This is a genomic window from Delftia sp. ZNC0008 (assembly GCF_000799035.1).
Classification (GTDB): domain Bacteria; phylum Pseudomonadota; class Gammaproteobacteria; order Burkholderiales; family Burkholderiaceae_C; genus Comamonas; species Comamonas tsuruhatensis.
Genome location: NZ_JTKZ01000663.1, coordinates 1 through 4,780 on the forward strand (window position 1 = coordinate 1; position 4,780 = coordinate 4,780).

Annotated in this window: 5 protein-coding genes and 2 pseudogenes; 4 read left to right on the forward strand and 3 right to left on the reverse strand. The window is 68.8% G+C overall.

The annotated features are described in order from the left end of the window. Nucleotides 1-237 (reverse strand): annotated as a pseudogene (locus L995_RS21855) (CHAD domain-containing protein); the annotation flags it as partial. 57 nt (nucleotides 238-294) lie between these two features. Beyond that, nucleotides 295-786, reverse strand: coding sequence for a YbaK/prolyl-tRNA synthetase associated domain-containing protein (locus L995_RS21860; RefSeq protein WP_016454410.1), 492 nt, complete (start codon nucleotides 784-786; stop codon nucleotides 295-297). Between the two features lie 81 nt (nucleotides 787-867). Here L995_RS21860 and L995_RS21865 point away from each other — a divergent pair, with 81 nt between their 5' ends. Further along, complete coding sequence (locus L995_RS21865) at nucleotides 868-1,509, forward strand: helix-turn-helix transcriptional regulator (RefSeq protein WP_047473694.1); 642 nt, start codon at nucleotides 868-870, stop codon at nucleotides 1,507-1,509. Nucleotides 1,510-1,553: 44 nt separating this feature from the next. After that, nucleotides 1,554-2,516: a threo-3-hydroxy-L-aspartate ammonia-lyase gene (locus L995_RS21870; RefSeq protein WP_047473695.1), complete on the forward strand. Its 963-nt coding sequence runs from the start codon at nucleotides 1,554-1,556 to the stop codon at nucleotides 2,514-2,516. A gap of 25 nt (nucleotides 2,517-2,541) precedes the next feature. Here L995_RS21870 and L995_RS21875 read toward each other — a convergent pair whose 3' ends face one another. After that, on the reverse strand, nucleotides 2,542-3,285 hold the full coding sequence (locus tag L995_RS21875) for an NUDIX hydrolase (RefSeq protein WP_047473696.1): 744 nt from the start codon (nucleotides 3,283-3,285) through the stop codon (nucleotides 2,542-2,544). An 88-nt stretch (nucleotides 3,286-3,373) separates the two neighbouring features. On the opposite strand from L995_RS21875, the gene L995_RS21880 reads away from it, so the two are divergent. Together L995_RS21880 and L995_RS21885 are read left to right on the forward strand one after the other, a co-directional pair. Continuing rightward, complete coding sequence (locus L995_RS21880) at nucleotides 3,374-4,447, forward strand: SPFH domain-containing protein (RefSeq protein ID WP_034397141.1); 1,074 nt, start codon at nucleotides 3,374-3,376, stop codon at nucleotides 4,445-4,447. Beyond that, nucleotides 4,434-4,780 (forward strand): annotated as a pseudogene (locus tag L995_RS21885) (sugar kinase); the annotation flags it as partial. The gene L995_RS21880 and the pseudogene L995_RS21885, both read left to right, overlap by 14 nt.

Here is a 4,780-nt window from a genome sequence, read left to right on the forward strand (position 1 = left end):
CGCCAGCCCTGCGCATTCGCGCAGCAGGGTGCGCAGGCGCCGCAGGGCCACGCGCAGCTGGTGGATGCGTTCGGCCTCGCCGCTGCCGGCGTCCACGGCATCCACGGCATCCACGGCATCCACGGCATCCACGGCATCCATATGCGACTGCACCTGGGCCAGTGCGGCAGCCAGCGTCGCACGCACAAAGCCGGCCGCATCGGGCCGGTCGGGGAACTGCCTGGCAGGGGTGGTCATGGTCAGGAGAGGATGTGCGGGCGTTGCTGCGATTGTGGGCACCGCCCGGCCCCCGGGTCAATCGGCGCCATCCCCGCTCAGGCTGTGCAGCGCGGGCCGGGCAATGCGCACATAGTCGGCCGAGTCCAGCACGATGGAGCGGTCCAGCCGGCCCGCATTGAAGGCGATCTCGGCAAAGCGCTCCACCAGTGCCGGGTCCACCACCAGGCGCACCTGCGGGTTGAAGGAGAACGGCGGCACCGATCCCATCACGCAGCCGGTGGCGGCCTGGGCCTCCTCGGGCGAGGCCAGCGTGGCCTTGCGCACGCCCACGGCCTGGGCCAGGCGCTTGAAGTCCAGCTTGCGGTCGCCGGGCAGCACGGCCAGGAACAGCTGGGGATCGCCCGCACCGGACGCATCGCGGCTCTTGCAGAGCATGGCCTTGGCACCCTGGCCGGGTGCCGTGCCCCGGATTTCGGCGACGAGGTCGGAGCGGCCCTCGGCAGGGTGCTCGATCACGCGAAAGCGCGCGTCCTGGGATTGCAGCAGGTGAACAAGGGTGTCGAACATGGCAGGGAGCACAAGAAACGGACAAGAAGGCAGGTCGCCTGGGTTTTGACATTTTGTCCAATTCAAAACAAAATGTCCAATATGACACAACGCACTCCCGAGCAGCGCCAACTGCTGGACCAGTTGGCCCAGATCGCCGAAGGCCTGGGCCAGACCTTTGCCCCGTTCTGCGAGGTGGTGGTGCATGACCTGCTCGACCCGTCCCATGCGGTGCTGGCCATCCACAACAACCTGTCGGGCCGCGAAGTGGGCCAGGGCGCGACGGAGCTGGGCCTGGCCCGCATCCTCGACCCCGGCTACGAGCAGGTCATCGCCAACTACCCCAACCAGTTCGCCGATGGCCGCCAGGCCAAGAGCACGTCCATCGGCATCCGCGACTCCGAGGGCCGCTACATCGCCGCCCTGTGCATGAATGTGGACCTGACGATGTTCCAGGGCTTCCAGGGCATGCTCAACCGCTTTGCCGCCGTCAGCGGCGACACCCCCGCGAGCGAAATGCTGGACCCCACGGGCGCCGGCGCAGGCGCCGACACGGTGCGTGCCCGCATCGACCAGTTCGCGGCCCGCCTGGCGACCACGCCGCGCGCCCTCAAGCCCGAGGAGCGCCGCGCCCTGGTCCGCGAACTCAAGGGTGCCGGCCTGCTCGATGTGCGCCGCTCCATGGAGACCATTGCCGCCCACCTGGGCGTGTCGCGCGCCACGGTCTACAGCTACGCCAAATAGCTCCCGGCACCCCGCCGATCTGCAACCCCTTCTCTCCCGTACCGATGACAAGCCTTCCCACCTATGACGACGTGGCCGCAGCGGCCCAACGCATCCAGGGCCATGCCCACCGCACGCCCGTGCTCACCTCGCGCACGCTGGACGAGGCGCTGGGCGCCCGTGTCTTTCTCAAGTCCGAGAACCTGCAGCGCATGGGCGCCTTCAAGTTCCGCGGCGCCTTCAACGCCCTGTCTCGCTTCAGCGCCGCGCAGCGCAAGGCCGGCGTGGTGGCGTTTTCCTCGGGCAACCACGCCCAGGCCATTGCACTGGCTGCCAGGCTGCTGGAGATTCCCGCCACCATCGTCATGCCGCATGACGCGCCCGCCGCCAAGGTGGCGGCCACCAAGGGCTATGGCGGCCAGGTGGTGGTCTACGACCGCTATACCGAAGACCGCGAGCAGATCGGCCGCGACCTGGCCGAGCGCCACGGCCTGACCCTGATCCCGCCCTACGACCATGCCGACGTGCTGGCCGGCCAGGGCACGGCCGCCAAGGAACTGTTCGAGGAAACCGGCCCCCTGGACGCCCTCTTCGTGCCGCTGGGCGGCGGTGGCCTGCTGTCGGGCACCGCGCTGTCAACGCGCGCGCTCAGCCCCGAGTGCGCGCTCTACGGCGTGGAGCCAGAGGCCGGCAACGACGGCCAGCAGTCGCTGCGCGCGGGCCGCATCGTCCACATCGAAACGCCCAAGACCATTGCCGACGGCGCCCAGACCCAGCACCTGGGCGGCATCACCTTCCCCATCATCCAGCGCGACGTGACCGACATCCTCACCGCCAGCGATGCCGAGTTGGTCGATGCCATGGGCTTCCTGGCCACGCGCATGAAGCTCGTGGTCGAGCCCACCGGCTGCCTGGGCCTGGCCGCCGCGCGCCAGAAAGGCGAGGAGCTGCGCGGACGGCGCGTGGGCATCATCCTGAGCGGCGGCAACGTGGACATGCAGCGCTTTTGCAGCCTGCTGGGCGCCTGATCCTGGCCCTGATCGAAGGCCGCCCTCACCCCCGCGGGCTGAAGGTGCGCGGAAACACCACGGGCGCGCTGCGGTCGGCCAGGCGGTAGCCCATGGCCGGGCGGCGTGACGTGCCCTCCACCTGGCCAGCCTCGACCAGAAAGCCGGCCGCCATCATGCGCGTGCGAAAACCGCTCTTGTCCACAGGGCGGCCCAGCACCACTTCGTAGGCCTGCTGCAGCTGCGGCAGTGTGAAAGGCTCGGGCAGCAGAAAGGCCGGCAGCGAGGTGTATTCCACCTTGCCGCGCAGCCGCTCCACCGCGGCGCTCAGGATCTCGCCGTGGTCAAAGGCCAGCGCCGAGGGTCCGTGCGCGCGCAGCAGTTCATCGACGGCAAACCACGACACATCGGCCGCATTCGCGCCCTTGGCCAGGATCAGGTCATGGCCCGGGATCAGCGCGAAATACACATGCGTGGCCGACCAGCCACGCGGGTCGCGCGCCGCGCCGCCCCAGCTTCCCAGCTGCTCCAGGTAGGGGCTGTCCACACCCGTCTTGTCCAGCAGCTTGCGCCGCGCGCAGGCCAGCAGGTCTGCGTCCTGGCGCACATCCACAAAGCCGCCGGGCAGCGCCCACAGCCCCGGGAACGGCTCGCTGCCCGCCGTGGGGCGCTGCACCAGCAGCACCTGCAGGGCATCGTCTGCGACCGTGAAGATGACCACGTCCACCGTGGTGAACGGGCGCGGGAAGTCCAGCGCGCCCTGCGGGGATGGGGAATTTTTTTCAGCCATGGGATGGATTGTGCTTGACGTGCCGGATTTTAAGTTGCACTATACAACCCATACGAGTTGTATAGAACAACTTAAAAGGAGAAGCACCATGTTCGGCATCCGTTTCATCAAGTCCCAACCCACGGTCCACCTCATGCAGTTCCGCGCCGGCAAGGTGGTGCGCGAGGGTGCGGGCCAGTCCTTCTTCTACTACGCCCCCACCACCACCCTGGTCGCGGTGCCCGTGGGCAGCCAGGACTGCCACTTCATGCTGGAGCTGGTGACGGCCGACTTCCAGAGCGTCACCGTGCAGGGCCAGGTCACCTACCGCATCAGCACACCGCGCCAGACCGCCACGCTGATGGACTTCTCCCTGGCGCGCGACGGCCAGAAATACATGTCCGAAGACCCGCAGCGCCTGGGCGACCGCGTGACCATGCAGGCCGAGGTCATCATCCAGCAGGCCGTGCAGGCGCTGGAGCTCAAGCAGGCGCTGCGCTCCTCGGCGCTCATTGCGCGCACGGCCCAGCAGGAGCTGGCCGCCCAGCCCGAGATCGAGGCGCTGGGGCTGGAGATCCTGGGCGTCTCGGTCATGGCCGTCAAACCCACGCCCGACATCGCCCGCGCCCTGGAGGCCGAGGCGCGCGAGTCCAACCTCAAGGCCGCCGACGACGCCGTCTATGCCCGCCGCATGGCTGCCGTGGAAAACGAGCGCGCCATCCGCCAGAACGAGCTCGATACCGACGTGGCCGTGGAAAAGAAAAAGCGCCAGATCCGCGAGGCCCAGCTGGAAGCCAAGGCCGCCCAGATGCGCAAGGAAAACGAGCTGCGCGCCGAACAGATGTCTGCCGACGTGGCGCTGGAGACCAGCCGCCGCGACTTCGTCGAAGGCCAGGCCGCCAACAGCCGCACCCTGGCCGAGGCCGAGGCCTACCGCGTGGGCGCCGTCATGCAGGCCCTGGAAAAGGCCGACCCGCGCATCGTGCAATCGCTGGCCGCCGTGGGCATGCAGCCGGGCCAGCTCATCGCCCAGGCCTTTGGCGGCATTGCCGAGAAGGCCGAGCGCATCGGCCAGCTCAACGTCTCGCCCGAGCTGCTGCAGTCGCTCATGGGCGCCGGTGCAGGCCATGCAGCTGCCGTGGCCGATCCCGAACCCGCAAGGAGCCGCCGTGAACGCCAATGAACGCAAGACCGTGCTGGTGGTGCGGCGCACGCGGCTCGATGAGCTGGTGGCCAGGTACCACACGCTGTCCCAGGCGCGCTTCTACATCGAGCACCTGGGTGCCGACTTCGGCGACTACCTGCGCGAAAGCGCCGCCTACGCCGCCGCCCTGCAGGCCGTGGTGCAGGCGCTGGAGGCACGCGGCCGCTACCAGATCGTGGACCGCGCCCTGGTGCCCAACTTCGTCTTCGGCGCCGACGACATCGTGGTGGCGCTGGGCCAGGACGGCATGGTGGCCAACACCATGAAATACCTGGACGGCCAGCCGCTCATCGGCGTCAACCCCGAGCCCGC

Excerpts from the sequence above, each read along its gene's own strand:
- L995_RS21875 (WP_047473696.1), bottom strand. The coding sequence starts at position 3,285 with ATGGCTGAAAAAAATTCCCCATCCCCGCAGGGCGCGCTGGACTTCCCG.
- L995_RS21860 (WP_016454410.1), bottom strand. The coding sequence starts at position 786 with ATGTTCGACACCCTTGTTCACCTGCTGCAATCCCAGGACGCGCGCTTT.
- L995_RS21865 (WP_047473694.1), top strand. The coding sequence starts at position 868 with ATGACACAACGCACTCCCGAGCAGCGCCAACTGCTGGACCAGTTGGCC.
- L995_RS21870 (WP_047473695.1), top strand. The coding sequence starts at position 1,554 with ATGACAAGCCTTCCCACCTATGACGACGTGGCCGCAGCGGCCCAACGC.
- L995_RS21880 (WP_034397141.1), top strand. The coding sequence starts at position 3,374 with ATGTTCGGCATCCGTTTCATCAAGTCCCAACCCACGGTCCACCTCATG.